At 56.4% G+C, this 937-nt stretch carries 1 protein-coding gene; it reads right to left on the bottom strand.

Translation table 11 applies throughout. From position 1 onward, the window contains the following. A partial coding sequence (locus ACRWND_RS30855) for a helicase associated domain-containing protein (protein ID WP_431955282.1) occupies positions 1 to 937 on the bottom strand: 937 nt, incomplete at both ends.

The following is a 937-nucleotide window of genomic DNA, read 5'->3' as shown; positions in this document are numbered from 1 at the left end:
TGTGTTTGCTGCGTACATTCTTTATCCAGTTTCCGAGATTTACATCCTCGCGGCCGACCGGCTCCTTATGATCCCGCGGTACCTCGAGGTCGCCATGCGCCTCGTACCACTGCTTGGCGGCTTTCAGCTTCAACTGGGTGTCAGTGTCGCGTATTTTTTCCCAGCGCATGCCCATTCTGTCGAGTTCGGCCCGCGTGGCGTCGTCAACCTCCGCGTGTTTGAGGCGTACATTCGAGATCCAGTGTCCGAGATTTACATCCTCGTCGTCGACTTTCTCCTTCCAGTCGTACCGGACCTCGAGGTGGCCTTCTCTCTCGTAGAACTGCTTGGCGGCTTTCAGCTTCAATCGGGCGTCAATGTCGCGTATTTTTTCCCAGCGCATGCCCATTCTGTCGAGTTCGGCCCGCGTGGCGTCGTCAACCTTCGTGTGTTTGCTGCGTACATTCAAGATCCAGCTTCCGAGGAATACATTCTCGCCGTCGACTGGCTCCTTATGATCCTGCGGTACCTCGAGGTTGCGTTCTCTCTCGTAGAACTGCTTGGCGGCTTTCAGCTTCAACTGGGTGTCAGTGTCGCGTATTTTTTCCCAGCGCATGCCCATTCTGTCGAGTTCGGCCCGCGTGGCGTCGTCAACCTTCGTGTGCTCGCTGCGTACACTCGTGATCCAGTATCCGAGATTTACATCCTCGTCGTCGACTTTCTCCTTCCAGTCGGACCGGACCTCGAGGTGGCCTTCTCTCTCGTAGAACTGCTTGGCGGCTTTCAGCTTCAACTGGGTGTCAGTGTTGAGTATTTTTTCCCAGCGCATGCCCATTCTGTCGAGTTCGGCCCGCGTGGCGTCGCCAACCGGCCTGTGGCCGCTGCGTACCTGCGCGAGCCAGCTTCCGAGATTTACATCCTCGTCGTCGACTTTCTCCTTTTTTTTCTCCGGTACCTC

It is taken from the genome of Actinacidiphila sp. bgisy167, assembly GCF_965342175.1.
Taxonomy (GTDB): Bacteria; Actinomycetota; Actinomycetes; order Streptomycetales; family Streptomycetaceae; genus Actinacidiphila.
Note: the sequence above shows the minus strand (reverse complement) of the source record. Positions and strands in the feature narration are given on the sequence as shown.